This window comes from Yoonia sp. R2-816 (assembly GCF_046762905.1).
Classification (GTDB): domain Bacteria; phylum Pseudomonadota; class Alphaproteobacteria; order Rhodobacterales; family Rhodobacteraceae; genus Yoonia.
Genome location: NZ_JBKQXN010000308.1, coordinates 1 through 13,358, shown reverse-complemented (window position 1 = coordinate 13,358; position 13,358 = coordinate 1). Strand labels below are relative to the sequence as shown.

Annotated in this window: 9 protein-coding genes; 7 read left to right on the top strand and 2 right to left on the bottom strand. The window is 55.8% G+C overall.

Features of this window, described 5'->3' with window-relative positions; translation table 11 throughout:
• The first annotated feature begins 1 nt into the window (after window position 1).
• Complete coding sequence (locus ACFWW2_RS17685) at window positions 2-943, top strand: Fic family protein (RefSeq protein ID WP_393930169.1); 942 nt, start codon at window positions 2-4, stop codon at window positions 941-943.
• Between the two features lie 174 nt (window positions 944-1,117).
• Here ACFWW2_RS17685 and ACFWW2_RS17680 read toward each other — a convergent pair whose 3' ends face one another.
• Together ACFWW2_RS17680 and ACFWW2_RS17675 are read right to left on the bottom strand one after the other, a co-directional pair.
• Window positions 1,118-3,709, bottom strand: coding sequence for an ATP-binding protein (locus ACFWW2_RS17680; protein ID WP_393930166.1), 2,592 nt, complete (start codon window positions 3,707-3,709; stop codon window positions 1,118-1,120).
• Window positions 3,709-4,104 (bottom strand): molybdopterin-dependent oxidoreductase, encoded by a 396-nt coding sequence (locus ACFWW2_RS17675; protein ID WP_393930163.1) that lies wholly within the window; start codon window positions 4,102-4,104, stop codon window positions 3,709-3,711. Before ACFWW2_RS17675 ends, ACFWW2_RS17680 begins: the two co-directional genes overlap by 1 nt.
• 368 nt (window positions 4,105-4,472) lie before the next feature.
• On the opposite strand from ACFWW2_RS17675, the gene ACFWW2_RS17670 reads away from it, so the two are divergent.
• The 6 genes from ACFWW2_RS17670 (at window position 4,473) to ACFWW2_RS17645 (ending at window position 13,144) form a co-directional block, all read left to right on the top strand.
• The gene (locus tag ACFWW2_RS17670) at window positions 4,473-5,078 is read left to right on the top strand and encodes a response regulator transcription factor (protein ID WP_393930160.1); all 606 of its coding nucleotides are present in this window, start codon (window positions 4,473-4,475) and stop codon (window positions 5,076-5,078) included.
• Between the two features lie 19 nt (window positions 5,079-5,097).
• Entirely contained in the window at window positions 5,098-8,190 is a 3,093-nt protein-coding gene (locus tag ACFWW2_RS17665) for a hypothetical protein (RefSeq protein WP_393930158.1), read from the top strand.
• Window positions 8,191-8,194: 4 nt separating this feature from the next.
• On the top strand, window positions 8,195-9,259 hold the full coding sequence (locus tag ACFWW2_RS17660; protein WP_393930155.1) for a hypothetical protein: 1,065 nt from the start codon (window positions 8,195-8,197) through the stop codon (window positions 9,257-9,259).
• A complete protein-coding gene (locus ACFWW2_RS17655; protein ID WP_393930152.1) occupies window positions 9,256-10,752 on the top strand; it encodes a hypothetical protein in 1,497 nt (498 codons plus the stop codon). Before ACFWW2_RS17660 ends, ACFWW2_RS17655 begins: the two co-directional genes overlap by 4 nt.
• A 123-nt stretch (window positions 10,753-10,875) precedes the next feature.
• The gene (locus ACFWW2_RS17650; protein ID WP_393930149.1) at window positions 10,876-12,102 is read left to right on the top strand and encodes a glycosyltransferase; all 1,227 of its coding nucleotides are present in this window, start codon (window positions 10,876-10,878) and stop codon (window positions 12,100-12,102) included.
• Between the two features lie 205 nt (window positions 12,103-12,307).
• Window positions 12,308-13,144 carry a glycosyltransferase gene (locus ACFWW2_RS17645; RefSeq protein ID WP_393930146.1) on the top strand — a complete coding sequence of 279 codons (837 nt, stop codon included), beginning with the start codon at window positions 12,308-12,310 and terminating at the stop codon, window positions 13,142-13,144.
• Window positions 13,145-13,358: the final 214 nt, after the last annotated feature.

Here is a 13,358-nt window from a genome sequence, read left to right as displayed (position 1 = left end):
CATGAAAACCAGCGCCATTGAAGGCGAGATGCTGGACCGGCGCAGTGTGCAATCCTCGCTGCGCAGACATCTCGGATTAGAACCCGACAGCTACCCAAACAAGCCTCGAGAACAGGGCGTGGCCGAGATGATGGTCGACGTCTACTCGACCTTTGCGGAGCCGCTTGGGCATGGCACGCTGTTTCGGTGGCACGAAATGCTCCTGTCTTTCGACAAACGGCTGGAGGCCATCGGGTCCTATCGTCGGCATGAAGACGCCATGCAGATCGTCTCGGGTCGTGTTGATCGCCCGGTCATACATTTTGAGGCCCCGCCATCTACGCAGGTTCCGGATGAGATGGACCGGTACGTCGACTGGTTCAACCGGACAGGGCAGGTTGCCAAAGCGCCTTTGCCAGCATTGACGCGCGCGGGCCTGAGTCATCTTTACTTTGAAAGCATTCACCCGTTTGAGGACGGGAATGGTCGCTTGGGCCGGGCCCTGGCCGAAAAGTCCCTGGCTCAGAACATTGGGCAACCGAGCCTGATCGCGCTGGCCTTCACCATCGAGCGAAAACGGACGGCCTACTACGATCAGCTTGAGCGCCACCAGAAGACGCTGGATGTCACGCCTTGGCTGCTATGGTTTGCAGAGGCCGCTCTGGAAGCGCAGCAAGTCACCCTCGACCGTGTGGGCTTCTTCATTGCCAAGGCGCATTTCTATGACCGGTATCGAGATGCGTTGAATGAAAGGCAGGCCAAGGTGATCGAGCGGATGTTCCGGGAAGGGCCTGACGGGTTCGAAGGTGGCCTGAGTGCGGACAACTATATTTCGATCTCCGGCACCTCGCGAGCAACCGCGACCAGGGACCTGCAAGAACTTGTCGAAATCGGAGCCCTGACGCGTACTGGCGAACGCCGCTACACACGTTACTGGCTGGAGCTTGAGCAGCCGGGTGGCTAGCTCGCGATCGGCAGGGCCGGCGGAAAGAAGACCTTCGCTGCGGGTGCGAAATTCCAGATCAAGTGCCAGCAGAGCGGACATTGCTTTGCTATCAAGTGGCAAATGCAGGTGGTCAGTCACTTGGCGAAAAGGCACCAAAACGAGGTGTTTGTCCGATCGCCGATACAAACCGCTTTAGAGCTCAATGCCACGAAGCCCAGCAAGTGTCTTTTCCCAAACAGAGGCGACACTTGCCATCAACCTTGTCGCTGCAGCGAGATCATTTTCAGATACTTTCATTTCAATATCACTGAGTAGATGCCTCAGTTTCGTAGCACCTAGAATTGACGCAGATCCGGCGAGTTTGTGCACCCCTGCCTTTACCTGCTGTGGGTCGCTTATTTCACTTGAAAACAATGACGACTCACATGCTTCATCCATTTCGGCAACAAACGCTGTCAGCAATTTCTCATGTTCTTCAACGCCTACGGCGTCGATAGCCTCGCTTACGATTGTGATGTCCCAAAGTGGTATCTCATCGTCGTTACCCAAACTGCTAGCATTTTGACCGTTCAAGAGCGCTTTCAGACGCTCCAGACCAATCGGCTTGACGAGAACATCTTGCATGCCTGCAGCCGTAAACCGTTCGACATCCGCGGGCATCGCATGGGCGGTGACGGCAAAAATCGGGGTCTCCGCGTTTGCACCGCCCCCTGCTTTGATTTGCTTGGTTGCCGCGACCCCGTCGAGGTCGGGCATGCTGATATCCATCAGGATCGCATCAAATAGCCGTATTTTCGCCAACTCCACAGCTTCTAGGCCATTGTGGGCCTCGATGCAGCTGTGTCCGAGCCTTGCCAGCATTTCCTTTGCCACAACTCGGTTGATGGCGTTGTCCTCGACAAGTAATACGGAAAGGGGCTTGGATGGCTGATCCTTGTCAGAGTGATTGGAAGATGTTGGATCGATTTTCCCGGATATATTTGCGTCTGCGATGACGTTCGTCGGCAACTTGACCCAAAAGACGGATCCCTCTCCTATCGCGCTTTCAACCCCAATCTCTCCGCCTAGATGCGCAACGAGACGACGGACAATGGCAAGGCCCAGCCCAGTGCCTTCCTGTGCGCGGGTATAGGATGGATCGAGCGTGACGAAGTCTTCAAATATCTTTTCCTGATCAGCATCTGAGATGCCAAGCCCTTCATCGATGACCCGCAGTTCCCATTCGCTTTCGCCTGTATGCCGCTCAATTTCGACGGTGATCGTCCCATGCTTGGTAAACTTGATCGCGTTGCCAATTAGGTTCATCAGGATTTGGCGCAGTTTCCCTGGATCGCCCAGAACAAGATTGAAGTCTAGGCTAAGGGCTTTCAATTCAAGCACATTGCCCCGGTCCTTGGCGGACATCTTAAGGCTGTCCAGCAGCTCGCTTGTAACAGCCACTGGGTCAAAAGGCCGCTTGATCGTCTCGGCGGCACCCGCTTCGAGGCGCGACATATCAAGCACGTCGTTGACATGTTGCAGCAACATACCGGCAGAGGTGCCCATGACGTCGGTCATGTTCGATTGGGTCTTGTCCAAATCCGTTGTTTTCAACAGCTCAAGCGCGCCAACGATCCCGTTCAGGGGGGTGCGCATTTCGTGGCTCATGACCGCGACAAGATCGGCCTTCGCCCGTTCGCCTGCGACGGCCTCATCACGGGCTTTGACCAGTTCTTCTTGCTTGGCCACGTGGGCAGAAATGTCGCGCAGGTATGAGATGAAGATTTCGCCATCGGGACCTTCGGCACTTGAAATGGACAGTTCGACCGGAAAGACACGCCCAGTTTTGTGTTTCGCCTCAAGTTGCACGCGTCCTTGCCCGACCACCCGCTTTTCGCGCGTTTCGATGTATCTGTTCATCCCGGTTTCATGTGCCGCGTGGTATTTGTCCGGGACAATCTTATCAGACATTTTTTGGTTCAAAATCTCAGCCCGCGTGTAGCCAAAGATTTTCTCTGCGGCCTCATTGAATTCAATGACCCGCCCCTCAAGATCGACAACGATAATTGCATCCAGGGAGGTTGACACGATGACTGCCAGGCGTTTTTGCGCAGCGGCCCGTTCGCGGCCGTCTTGTGTGGCAGACCGATACGATTTGATCAGGGCAAGGACGGCAACTGAAAGCGCTGCGACTAACAAGAAAGTCAGGAGCCCCAAACGCAGCAAAGCATCGGTGACCCGCGCGCGTTGTTCGTCAGCGATGCGTGAAAAATGGGTCACGCCGCGTAGCGACACCTCGCGAATTGAAGGCCGCAGATCTTCCAATTGTGTGGCAATGGAGGGGAGCGCTGCAATTAACGCGTCATTTGGTCCATCAATCGTTGGGATCATGCTGTCCAGAACGTCGCCCGTTTGCGCCAATTCAGCGCCTGTCGATCCATCGTCCCGAAGCGCAGAAAGTACGGAACTTTCCCGCATCGTTTTGATGCGCGAATAGAAGACGTCAAAACGCTGACGAACGTTCGTGACTTGTTCGTTCTGCGTTGCGTCGACCCGTCGTGTCTCGCTCAGCAGCGCAAGAAGCTCGACCTCGGATTGGGCCAGCGCCCATTGCGTGCTGTCCGCATTTGCCGTGGCTAACGCATTTATTTCCCGCCGCGCATCTGCACTAAGGTAGTAAATCCCAATTGCACATGCTGCGAACACACAAAACGCCAGAAATGCGCCGAACCAACTGGTTCGACGCATCCCGTGAGTGGCGGTCTTGTCGCGAATAGGTTTCTTATCAGGACCGTCGGGTGGCATCAGTCGCGCGTTTCAATGCGATTGAGTTGCCAAATACTGCGAGAATAGATGGTTTCTGCCTGATATTTTGGGTCACTGTCATAAGGATAGACGATCCAAAGTGGGCCCTTATCGCGCACCGACATCGGCGCGCCGTTATTAAAGTAAGCGATAATGGGTCCGCCTTCGACGGCGTCAGTCAGAGGGATTTCGACGGTGTAGTCATTAATTGCCGAGGCAAGGAGGACTCCCTCGGTGACGTCCAGATCAGCAACAACCTGTGCCAAAGCAACGCCAGTGAACGATTGCGTTCCTTCGGTCCAAATTGTCTCTGTCTCGATTGTCACCGCATCCATCGCTTCAAGATCCGCAAGATCGTATGTGATGACAGTCTCGTTGTGGGTGACGGTCAGCAATGTCTCGGCAAGAGCGCTTTGCGCCGTCAGAGTGATACCGCAGCTGAGCAGAAATCCGTTAAGGATTGGCATTGGGTTCGCGATCATAAGAGGCCCTTTTCAAAGCTGTACTTCATTTTCTTAAGAGTGTCCTAACATGCACTTTCTTTGAAGTGTGGGTGCATTCGCATATTTCCCCTATACGAAAGGATAGTCGCAATGGTCGAATGCGACAGTGACTACTCCGCAGAGCTGTTGAGCGGTTGTTAGGTTTCTTTGAGAAAGTATTAACGAAACCCTGACACAAAGGGTTTCATTTTTGACTAATAGTTGCCGTTTTGCGCGAATACTCCTTGCGGTAGTGGCCGAAACCGGAACCGGAGATATGAATGCGAATACTTGTTGCCGACGATCATGACCTAGTCCGCGAAACGATTGCTTCGTTTTTGACTGGTTCGGACGGTATTACCGCCGTTGATACGGCCGCCACGTTGGATGACGCGTTGAAAATTGTGGCAGGGGAATACGTGTTCGATCTTGTCCTGCTTGACTACGATATGCCCGGCATGAAGGGTTTGACCGGCCTGAAGCGCATGAAAGACGCGGTCGGCACTGTCCCCGTCGCTATTTTATCGGGCACTGCGTCCCCCTCAATCGCTCAGGCGGCGATTGAAGCAGGTGCAATGGGCTTTGTGCCCAAGACGCTGGGATCCAAATCCATGGTCAGTGCGGTGAAATTCATGGCTATGGGCGAGGTCTATGCACCGTTTGAATTCATGCAGCAGGCGCAGGAGAAAACAGTTGGCAACCTGACCGAGCGGGAAACGGCCGTCTTGCAGGGTGTTTGCGAAGGCAAGTCCAATAAGGAAATCGCCCGTGATCTGGACCTGCAAGAGGTCACGATCAAGCTGCATGTGAAAACACTCAGCCGCAAACTTGAAGCACGTAACCGCACCCATGCTGCGATGATCGCCAAAGAGCGGAATCTGGTCTGAACGCCGGGGCTTTGGTCACATGACACGCCCGATCACACCCTCAGACCAAGATCAGCAAGCGCCCGAAGGTCTGCGCCTATTACTTGTCGCACTTGCCGGGGCCTTGTTGTTTCACGGCGGTCTTTTGCCTTTTACCCACGGCAATACCTACGACGCCTACATTCATATGTTCTTTGGCGACAGCTACCACCGCAGCTGGTTCGATACGTGGGAGCCGCGTTGGTACACTGGTTTTTCGACGACCAGCTATCCCCCCGGCACCCATATGTCGATTGCGGGGCTGATGCACTTTCTGCCGCTGCGGGCGTCTTTCGTCGTGGTGCAAATGGTGGGGTTGTTCCTGCTGATCATCGGCGTTTATCGGTTCTCGCTTCTTTGGGTCATGCCGCGCGCTGCGGGTTACGCGGCAATCGCTGCGACACTGGCGTCTTCAATCTCTGAGACTATCCATCTTTTTGGACAGCTGCCGACGATCTGCTCGCTTGGCATCTTTCTGAATGGGTTGCCTTTTGTTTACCGCTGGATTGTCTATGGGCGCTTCCTGAATTTCATCGCCGCTGTCATTTTTGCGGCAGCAACAACAGCGGCGCACCATGTCACGACGATCTTTGGTAGCGTTCTGTTCATCATACCTCTGGCCCTGCAAGCTCTGCGCAGCGTGGCGGAAGTGGCCCCGATTGGCGTGGGCTATTTTGCGCGGTCGCGTCGCTATGTTCTTCCATTCATGCGTGGCATTCTGCTTGCCATCTTCATGATCCTCGCGATTGTCGTCACGGTTTACCCCTATTGGGTGTGGTCTATTAGTGATCCAATTACCCAAGTCCCGATCCCACACGGCAGTCGCGAGAGCTTTATCGAACGACCTGATCTGGGCTTCGCGTTCTTCGTCCTGCCTTGGGGCGTCACGATCCTGTTCTTGCCCTTCGTGCTTTACAAAACGCTGACCACGCGGCTCTGGCCGTTGGGCGCGATGGTTCTGATTTGCTTTGTCCTTGGCACAGGCGGCACTACGCCAATCCCCCGCGCCATTTTGGGCGGAGCGTTTGATATCCTGACACTCGACCGTTTCACGTTCTGGGCGACGATCCTTATCCTGCCGTTCGTCGGGCACTTGATTGATGGGCTGCTGCATGGGCGGTCGGGTGAGAGCCTAAAGGCAGCGTTTGGCAAAGGCGTGCACCGGTTGATCGTTGGCGGCATATTCGCCTCAATGACGGCGGTGGCGGTGTTCATCACAATCCTCCCGGTCATTCAGCCAACCCAACCCCGGTTCATTGATCCCGCACCGATCGCAAAGTTCCTAAGGGAAGATGAACATGATCGGTGGCGCTATTTGACCTTGGGATTTGGCGACCAGTTCGCCTATTTGGCCGCGCAAACCACGGCGCAGTCGGTGGATGGGAATTATCATTCGGCGCGCAGACTGCCTGACATGACCCGCTTTTCGGTCGAGCGGTTGGAGAATGCGAAGTATCTGGGTGTGCCCGGTTTGGGGTCTTTGCAGCAGTTCCTTGAGAATGCAGATCGCTACCACCTCAAATTCGTCTTTGCGAATGACGCTTTTTATGACCCGATCCTGCATTTCAGCGGCTGGACCCGGCTGAACAAGCTGTCAAACGGTGTGACCGTCTGGGAACGCCCCGACGTCGCCCCGCTCCCCGTGCTGCAACCAAGGCGGAGCTTGCCTGCAGGGCAGCAACTCATGTGGGGAACCGTGCCGCCTTTGGCCTTGGGGTTGGCTGCCTTGATCTTTGTGATGACAGCCACTGGGCGCGGTTTTGGTGCGCATCAAATGGAGCTACGCCCACTGGTCGCATCCCAACATTCGTTCGCCCGTCCCAATGCTGTGCGGGCCGTCGTGATTGGGCTGGCGGCAGCAACGCTAGCCTTGGGGACGTGGTTCGCGTTTGCGCTAAATAAAGAGCTTTCGAAAACGCCCGCGCCAGAAGATGTCATCGCTACATATTTCGACCACCTCGATTTCCGGCGCTTTGAAGAAGCTTACGCAATGATAGACCCCGGAACCCGTCCGCCTTTCGAAGATGTCATGTTTGGCTGGCGCTGGCGCGGGGGGCTGATTGCATCCTATGGCAAGCTGACAGACACACGCGTGACCCTGAAGGACGAAACGCCTGCTATTCTGGACTGGGAGGTCGAACTTGACTGGCTCACGGCGCTGAACATTCAAACCGAGGTTGTCCCAGTGCGCACCGTCGCGCGCGATGGGGCATGGTTCATTGCGCCGACGACGCTTCCCGCGACCCAGACGCCTGTGCGTCTGCAACGCGATACATCGGTCGTGTGGAACGTTGTTGGCCGACGCCAGCCTAGATCAGAAACAGATTTGCACCGCGACCGGCTTGATCGCCCCCGGATCGCGCTTGGTCGTGCCCGGTTGATTGCGCAGGATGGGCGCTATTCCATCGTGGGCGATGTCACCAACGCGGACAATGATCCGGCCTACGTCAGCCTGTTTGCTGAAATGGACGCGACCGCAACTCGGCAAGCCGCCGGGGTCGTGAACGCCCAAAGACTTTTGCCAGCGGAGACAAGCGGTTACCGGATTGATTTTGATGACGTGCTGTCATTGCAAGATGCCGAAACTGCAGGCCAGTTCGACCCGACCATGTGGATCCCACCAACGCTGGATGCTGCGCCCACCCAAGCCCTCGTCGAAGGCCGCGCATTGGTCGCTGGGACAGATCTTTACAGGGGTATTTCGTTAAACGGTCTGCGAATCCAAGACACGGGCGATGGGCCAATCTTGAGCGCCACAGCCGTCAATAACGGCGTCGAAAGCGCGACCATCGTGCGGGTGGTTGCTGTTCTTTATGATGACGCTGGCCTGCCGATCTGGTCGCAAGCAGGTTTTGTTGAAACCAACATGTATCCCGGCCAAAGTGCTGCGCTCCGCATGACCTTTCCGGCGCGCGACGCATTGCAGGTCGTGGCAGAGGTCAACCCCGACACGATCATTGTCAACGGCAGTACGCAGCAGGCTGATACGGTGCTGCCATCTCACCGGGTCGGGACAATCCCGTTGGATCATGTCGCCGGATACACCGCCATCCGCTTGCATGTTTCAACCATGACCCATGACCCGCTGGAATAATGATATGATCCGACTTCTCCTTGCATTCACCCTTCTAGCTGGCAGCGCTGCTGCTCAAGAGGTCACGACCGACGCCTTTGGTGTCCTGCCAACCGCCAGTCTTGAAGACCGTGCGAATTGGGCCGGGTTGCGCACGACCTCGTCTGGAAAAGCGGTCACGCAAGAGCCACAGGCGGTGGATGCGGCGATCTTTTTTGTTGGTCCGAAAAGTATTGTTGCTGGGATTGAGCCTGGCCACGCGGTTGCGATTGGTTTGGATATCTTTGGGAATATGGTGGATGGCGCGCCAACCACCTTGGTGTTGGGGACAGGCGAGACGGCCAATGTCACAACACAAGATGGCATTGCTGACCTGCTTTTCACGCCACCGCCGCGCTCTGGTGTCTTCCTTGCGGGCGCAAATGTGGGCGGTGTACAATCCAGCCGCGCGGACTACCGGGTGACAGCGCATCTGGCGACCGTGCAGCCCACGTTTGCAACGGCCTACAAGAGAGTTCTACCAGAAACCTTTGCGCAATTCTCGACTGACGTGCTGCGTGACAGTTATGGCAACATCGTCGACGATGGCGTTGGCCTTGTGACTATTCTGGAAGATGGGAACGGCCTGACGACGCTTTTGCCCACAGTCGTGCGCGATGGCGCTGCGCAAAGCAATCTGTTGACCCGCGACCTTTCGGGCGATGTTTCTGGAAGCGTTGCATTGGCCGGGACGCGTGCTGAGGGCTTGCGCTTTGCGATCCAAGATATGGTGTTGACGGATGCTGGAGCCTTCGCGATCTGGGCAGAGCCATCGATCAATGCCGTCCATCTTCGCATTGGCCCGATGGAAACCGACGCGGGCTACCTTGTGCCAGACGGAACGTCTGTCGCGGTGGACGTCATCGCGCGTGATCGCACCCGGCAAACCGTCGCAGGTTGGGTGCTTGATGGCTATGTGTCCTTCCTGCTGTCGCGGGCCCCTGATGGCGCACCCTTTCATGTAGCCGTGCAAGTTGGTGCGAACTCTGTGGAACGCTACGTTGATGTGGCTCCGCAGCCCGAAAACATGACGGTGAGGGGCGCGGAATGACACGGGTTTTGGCATGTGTTGCGCTCTTTTGCTTTTGCATTGGTGGCATCCTGTGGGGTGCCTCTGCAGCTTTGACAAAGGCCAGCGCAAGGACAGTGACCCATCAATACATCGCCGACGCGCTAGATGCTCTTAGCGAGCGGCCCGATCACGTCACATGGCAAGATCCGCAAACCCCGTTGGTGCGCCCTTTCACCCCCGGTGATGCGGGCATGATTGGTCAGGCTATGACCGAAGCTTGGTACGCCCTGACTTTGGCCCAGGACACAGGGGACGCAAGCATCCTGAGCGACAGTTTCAGTGGTGTGGCGCAGGACCGCGCGGAACGTTCAGTGAAAGACGCGCGCCTTGGCGGGCAGATGGTTGTTTTGGCACAGAGCGCGCGGCCGCAGTTTTATCATCTGGATGGGTCTGTCTTTCAGGCCGATGTTGAGATGCTTGTGGCGCGCTATTTGGTGACAGGAGATGACTTGGCCTATTTCGAATTGGTCAAGGATCAAGCCAAATCCACGTTGATGAATGAAACAAATGGGTGGCGCGTCTATTCCCATGAGCGCTATGCGGCCAAGGAAATAGACGTGTCGCCCATTGGATGGGATGGCGCGCCGATGGCGGGGATCAACTACTACCCTGTGGCCACCCCTTGGCAAAAGTTCTGGCCGGCCTTCGACGAAAACATCATCGCCCAAGACTTTGCGCGGATCAGCGACCTTGGCGCGACGACGGTGCGGTTCTTTCTAACCACGGAATATTTTGCAGATTCGGACACGCAGGAAGATGCATTGAACCGACTAACGACATTTTTGTTCCTTGCCGAAGAGGCTGGCTTGCAGGTCGTCCCAACACTGTTTGATCTCAAGTATTCCTTTGATCCGGCGGGCTGGGGGCAAGACTTAGCGACACTTCGGGCTGTTCTCCCGGTTCTTGCTGCGTCACCTGCCGTCGTCATGGTGGACATTAAGAATGAGCCAGACTTGGACTTTGCAGCGCATGGACGTCCCGAAATACTTGCCTGGCTTCAGACGATGGTCACGCTTGTGCGGATGGAGGCCCCTGATCTGCCGCTAACGATTGGATGGTCTTCATCTGATGCAGCGCTCGCGCTTGAGGATATGTTGGATTTGGTTACCTATCACGATTACGGTGAGATCGGCACGGCTGCGGCGCGCTTGGCTGCAGTTCAATCGGCAACGGACCGCCCTGTCATGATCACGGAAATCGGCGTGTCTTCTTATGAAATCAGCCTTGGATATCCTGGATCGCCAGAAGGGCAGGCCGACGACTTAGGCAAGCGCATGGATGCGCTTGCCGCGGCTGACGGGATTTTTGTGTGGACGCTCTATGATTTCCCGGCTGTCGATGCGTCGGCTGTTGGCGGCTCTCTCTGGGTGCAAAATCTGCAAGAACGCTTTGGGGTGTTCACGCCAGAGGGCGTGGAAAAGCCTGCGGCGCAAGTGGTCCGTCAATCCTTTGATCGGCTTCTCGCCCAGTAACGCACACTATCCATTGGTATATCCGGCTGGCCCAATGGAGTTCCTCGCTATGCGAAGTGTCGCCACTTCTGAGGTGCGAAAACGCTTAAGTTTCGTCCAAAGCCCCACACTTTAGGATAGAATATGACACGCCCCCTTCGCATCGCCCTCGTTTCTGCATTCCCATCCGGCAAACAAAGTCTGAATGAATACGGTCTTCACTTGGCGATCGGTCTTGCCGCACGCGACGACGTTGCCGAAGTGACAGTGATTGCAGACACTTTGCCCAGCGACCTGCCTGAACTGGATCTTGGCCCAAAGATCACGGTCAAGCGCTGCTGGTCGTTCAACAAGTTATCAACGCTGCCAAAACTGATCCGCGCTTTGCGACAGACCAAAGCAGACGGTGCAATATGGAACCTGCAAATGGCCACATTCGGAGACCGGGAGGTCACCGCCGCACTTGGTCTCTTAGGCCCTGTTGCTGCACGTTTGGCTGGAACGCCAAGCGGTGTCATTGCACATAATATTGTGAATGGCGTGGATCTGGAACAAACGGTCCTGAAGGGGCAACGCCTGCGGCAAGCGATCGTTCGGCTTGGAGGACGGATGATTGAACGCGCGCTGATTTCGGCTAATTACCTGACCGTCACGCTGCGCAGCTACTCCGAAAGCCTGCAAGCAAAGCATCCGCGCGCGTCGGTTCATCTGGTCCCACATGGCACCTTTGACACTAAAGTCAGCGACGTGCGGCCCTTGAAAGACCGGCCTCGCCGGATCGTGACGATGGGCAAGTTCGGCACATATAAGCGGCTTGAAACGCTGCTCGGGGCGTTTGATGCCTTGCGCAAAACACCGGGAAACGCGGACCTAAAACTGGTCATCGGTGGATCCGATCACCCGAACACACCGGGCTATCTTGAAGCGCTTGCGCAAGACCGGGCAGACGATGCTGGAGTGGAATTTGCGGGATATGTCGCAGAGCATGCCATTCCAGATTTCTTCGGTGATGCGCTGCTAAGTGTCTTTGATTACAGCGCGACAACCGGCAGTTCCGGGGTTTTGCATCAAACGGCAAGTTATGGGGCAGTCCCGGTTTTCCCGCGCATTGGCGACTTTGTGGATGTCTGCGAAGATGAAGGCATCAGCGGCGTCAACTACGCAGCACTTGACGCAGGCGACATGGCTCGACAGATGCAAAAGGCCCTTTCAGATATCACGGGATCACAAGCCATCGCTGATGACAATCGGGCTGCTTCAATGGACTTTCCGTTCACGAAAGTCGTTGATTTTCATGTGGACAAGATTGCCCAAAGTTCAAATCTAACACGGCAGTCGCCGTCTACTGAAAGCGAGCAATTGGTGGTCTAGTATCGCACCTATCCAAAGGCATAGCGGCGCGTCTCATTCGAGGCGCGCCGCTTTCCATTTGCGCGGCCAGATTTCTCGAAAGAGCGCATGGGTAGCCTTTCGAATTTGCCGCTAATCTTATGTAAACACGACCTATTCTTTGGGTGCCGAGACGCGCCCCAAGCCCATCAGTCATACCGAGCATATCGAAATAATGAGTGCTGCTATGACAATGATGAACCTGAACGAAGCCGATCTTGCCAACGCCCATCCGGTCACACCAGATGCGCCAAAGACGATGATTGTTGTCCCTTGTTACAACGAAGCAGAACGCTTGAACGAAGACGTTTTCCTCAAGACATTGGGCGCCAACCCCAACCTGTCTTTCGTCTTCGTCAACGATGGCAGCACCGATGCGACATTGCGCATTCTTCTGAACCTGCAACTGGCCAACCCACGCCAGATTGATGTGGTGAACCTGCGCCAGAATTCTGGCAAGGCAGAGGCTGTGCGCGCGGGTTTGCAGCACGCCTGTCGCATCGGTGCCGCTTTGGTTGGGTATTGGGATGCGGACTTGGCCACGCCTCTTGATGCCATCGCAGATTTTGAAGTCGTTCTGAACCGCTACACCAATGTGACGGTTGCTTACGGGGCCCGCCGACAATTGCTTGGACATCGCATCAACAGAACCGTATCGCGCCGCGCTGTATCGCGCATTTGCGCAGGGCTTGCGCGACTGGCAACAGGTCTGCCAATTGGCGATACGCAGTGCGGTGCAAAACTATTCCGTAACACGCCAGCTTTGTACGCAGCACTTGCGCAGCCTTTCACCGCTGGCTGGTTGTTCGATGTCGAGTTGTTCACGCGCATCGCCGCGAAGACGGCGCAACCGTCGCATTGCTTTTACGAGGTGCCCCTTGCCGAATGGCACGAGGTCGCAGGTTCAAAGGTCTCTGGTCGCGCCATCCTGCGCAGCGGTTTGCAGATGTTGCGACTGATTGGGCAGCGTTTTGCGACAAGAAGATCTGATCCGGTCATGCGCAAGATGATGAAGGTGGCATGAAATGACGATGGTTACCGATTGCAAAGAGACAAAAATCGCCAGCCTCATCGCAGTTTGCGCAAGTCCGGCACTGATCTGAATTAGTCTCGATGTGATCTGACACCGCCCCCTTCTCAGCAAGCTGAAATGGGGACGGCACATCTCTTGATGGAGATGATGGTTGTCCGTTTTGATGGAGGTGCAAACCAAACCATCAAAGGAAACCACAATGTTG

What these genes read in the sequence shown, in the direction of transcription:
- ACFWW2_RS17650 (WP_393930149.1), top strand. Translation starts at nt 10,876, where the DNA reads ATGACACGCCCCCTTCGCATCGCCCTCGTTTCTGCATTCCCATCCGGC.
- ACFWW2_RS17670 (WP_393930160.1), top strand. Translation starts at nt 4,473, where the DNA reads ATGCGAATACTTGTTGCCGACGATCATGACCTAGTCCGCGAAACGATT.
- ACFWW2_RS17685 (WP_393930169.1), top strand. Translation starts at nt 2, where the DNA reads ATGAAAACCAGCGCCATTGAAGGCGAGATGCTGGACCGGCGCAGTGTG.
- ACFWW2_RS17655 (WP_393930152.1), top strand. Translation starts at nt 9,256, where the DNA reads ATGACACGGGTTTTGGCATGTGTTGCGCTCTTTTGCTTTTGCATTGGT.
- ACFWW2_RS17645 (WP_393930146.1), top strand. Translation starts at nt 12,308, where the DNA reads ATGACAATGATGAACCTGAACGAAGCCGATCTTGCCAACGCCCATCCG.
- ACFWW2_RS17680 (WP_393930166.1), bottom strand. Translation starts at nt 3,709, where the DNA reads ATGCCACCCGACGGTCCTGATAAGAAACCTATTCGCGACAAGACCGCC.
- ACFWW2_RS17660 (WP_393930155.1), top strand. Translation starts at nt 8,195, where the DNA reads ATGATCCGACTTCTCCTTGCATTCACCCTTCTAGCTGGCAGCGCTGCT.
- ACFWW2_RS17665 (WP_393930158.1), top strand. Translation starts at nt 5,098, where the DNA reads ATGACACGCCCGATCACACCCTCAGACCAAGATCAGCAAGCGCCCGAA.